Below are 2,189 nucleotides of genomic sequence, written 5' to 3'. Positions count from 1 at the left end.
TCGCGGTGATGCTGGAGCTGGCCACCGCGGAGCCGGCGCTGCGGCGCTACCGCGTCTGACGTCTCACAGCGCACCGCGCCGGTGCAGTGTGTACTGCTCCATCAGCTTCCCCCGGGTCATCTCCAGCCGGTGCGCGAGCACCTCGGCGACGTTGCGCACCAGCATCACCCCGAGCTCCGAGTCCTCCTCGCACAGCTTCAGTACGGCCCCCGCGTCGAACTCGTAGGCCCGCACCGGGCTGAAGGCCACCGCGCCGAAGTCCCAGGTGTACGGCGGAAACAGCCACGACCAGCCGAGCAGGTCGCCCGCGCCGAGACTGGCCACGGTCACCCGCTGCAAGGAGTTCACCTGCTGGTCCAGGGAGACGGCGCCGGAGCGGATGACCCAGAAGCGGTCGGCCGGGCCGTCCGCCTCGAAGATCCGGGCGTCCTCGGGGAAGGACACCTCCCGGGCGAGCGTCATCAGGCGCTGCCGCTGGGGCGGAGGCAGGGCGGTCAGGAGTTTGATCGCTTTGGTCATGCGGAGCTCCTCGCCGGGCGGTCGACTGCGGTGCTGTCCCTAAGCCCATTTCAGCCGCTGCCGGGGCCTTGGGCACCTCGGCGTACGAGACTTCTTGCGACGGACCGTCCGGGCATGAAAAAGCCCTGGCTGGACGGGGGAGACCAGCCAGGGCCGTATGGCGGTGATGCACGGAGGACCAGGGGTCGACTCCGTCACCACGTATGATGAACGGTAAACCATCTAGGCGCTCTGCGCGCCTCCGGGACCCGGTTGCGTGACCCGTTTCACTTCCAGGGCTTCCAGAACCGGTACTCGCGTGTGGTCGGCAGTCATGCGCTGCCGGGTTCCCGGGGTGTGCCCCCGCAATCCGGTCCCGCCCGCCCGGGCGCCGGCCCGTGCCCGGTCAGTCCGCCGGGACGTGTTTGCCCGGAGTCACGATCTCGTCCAGCACCCGCAGCACCGCCTCGTAGGACATCTGCCGCACGGTCGCGTCCCGTGCCCCCTGCGGGTCGGTCGCGTCCAGCTCCTCGCTCCTGGTCCGCCACGTCCGCTCCTCCTGCACCGCGCACTCCCTCGCACGCCGGATACGCCGCAGCAGCTCGTCGGAATCCACCACATCGGTCATGCACCCCGCGTACCCGCCCAACGGCCGGAAATGGCACCGGCCCGCGACCGTTCGAGGTGTTTTCGGGTCTTCCGGCCGCAGTGGAGGTTTGCAGGTGCGGGGAGAGGTGAGCCGAAGGGTGAGACCGCGGCGCTCGCGCGGTGCGCCCCCGAACGCCGTGGCAGGCCGAGCAAGAGCAGTGGGTCCGTGAGCTCCGGGCAGGCACCCGGTGGGGCGGCCACGGTACGCGGTCGGACCCGGTATCCCTCTGTGCTGTCAGGAGCTGCAGAATGTGCGAGGAGCACATGATCGAATCCTTGTTCGAGTCGCCCGGCGCCCACCGGGCTCGGCCGTGCAAACCGGCCGAGGCGCGCCGGGCGGTGGAGCGGGCCGTGGCCGAACGCTGCCGCGCCACCCACACCCGGTGCGACACGGACGGCCTGTCCGACGCGCTGCTCGTCGTCTCGGAACTGACGACCAACGCCATCCTGCACGGTGGTGGTGTCACCGACTTCCAGGTGGACGTCGACGGCCCCGGTGTGCGCGTCTCGGTGAGCGACCGCAGTGACGCGCTGCCCGTGACCATGCCGCACACCGACCCGCCCGGACGGCTGCGGCACGGCGGCCACGGCTGGCCCATCGTCTGCCGGCTCTCTCGGGACGTCCGGGTGTCGGACCTGCCCGCCGGGGGCAAGTGCATCACCGCCGTCGTGCCCCTGGCCTGACCGCCCCGTGAGTGGTGCCCGACAGATTGCACTGCAAAGTGGAGTTTGTTCCCCCGGGGGCAGGGCAGACGCAATCTCGTGCTTCGGACCGGAGGCGCGCCAGCGGGAGCGGCATGACTGCCCCGGAGGCCGTCCAGGCGCATCCGGGCAGCGTCCTTCCCGCGGTCAGTCCCTGAAACCACCGTTCAGGAGCGAATCCGCATGCTCATCGAAACGCCCACCCATCGCCCCGGCACGCCCGAAACGACGACCACCGCTTCCCGGAGGCGTCACGACGACGCCCCGGACACCGCCGCCCTGTTCACCCGGATGGCGGAGCTGGAGGAAGGCCCCGAGCGGGAGGCCGTCCGCGACGAACT

At 70.7% G+C, this 2,189-nt stretch carries 3 protein-coding genes and 1 pseudogene; 2 read left to right on the top strand and 2 right to left on the bottom strand.

Annotated features, from left to right (window positions below; genetic code table 11):
- Nucleotides 1-63: 63 nt before the first annotated feature.
- Both ABZ281_RS46840 and ABZ281_RS46835 read right to left on the bottom strand, forming a co-directional pair.
- Nucleotides 64-519, bottom strand: coding sequence for a cyclic nucleotide-binding domain-containing protein (locus ABZ281_RS46840; RefSeq protein WP_030844060.1), 456 nt, complete (start codon nt 517-519; stop codon nt 64-66).
- A gap of 385 nt (nt 520-904) precedes the next feature.
- Nucleotides 905-1,126 carry a hypothetical protein gene (locus tag ABZ281_RS46835; protein ID WP_356664657.1) on the bottom strand — a complete coding sequence of 74 codons (222 nt, stop codon included), beginning with the start codon at nt 1,124-1,126 and terminating at the stop codon, nt 905-907.
- Nucleotides 1,127-1,395: 269 nt separating this feature from the next.
- Between ABZ281_RS46835 and ABZ281_RS46830 the strand changes: the two genes are divergently transcribed.
- Together ABZ281_RS46830 and ABZ281_RS46825 are read left to right on the top strand one after the other, a co-directional pair.
- Nucleotides 1,396-1,830, top strand: coding sequence for an ATP-binding protein (locus ABZ281_RS46830; protein WP_356664655.1), 435 nt, complete (start codon nt 1,396-1,398; stop codon nt 1,828-1,830).
- A gap of 201 nt (nt 1,831-2,031) precedes the next feature.
- Nucleotides 2,032-2,189: pseudogene (locus ABZ281_RS46825) on the top strand (B/F/G family RNA polymerase sigma-70 factor); the annotation flags it as partial.

It is taken from the genome of Streptomyces sp. NPDC006265 (assembly GCF_040613555.1).
Lineage (GTDB): Bacteria > Actinomycetota > Actinomycetes > Streptomycetales > Streptomycetaceae > Streptomyces.
The sequence above is the reverse complement of the archived record's forward strand: the minus strand, read 5'-3'. Positions and strand labels throughout refer to the sequence as shown.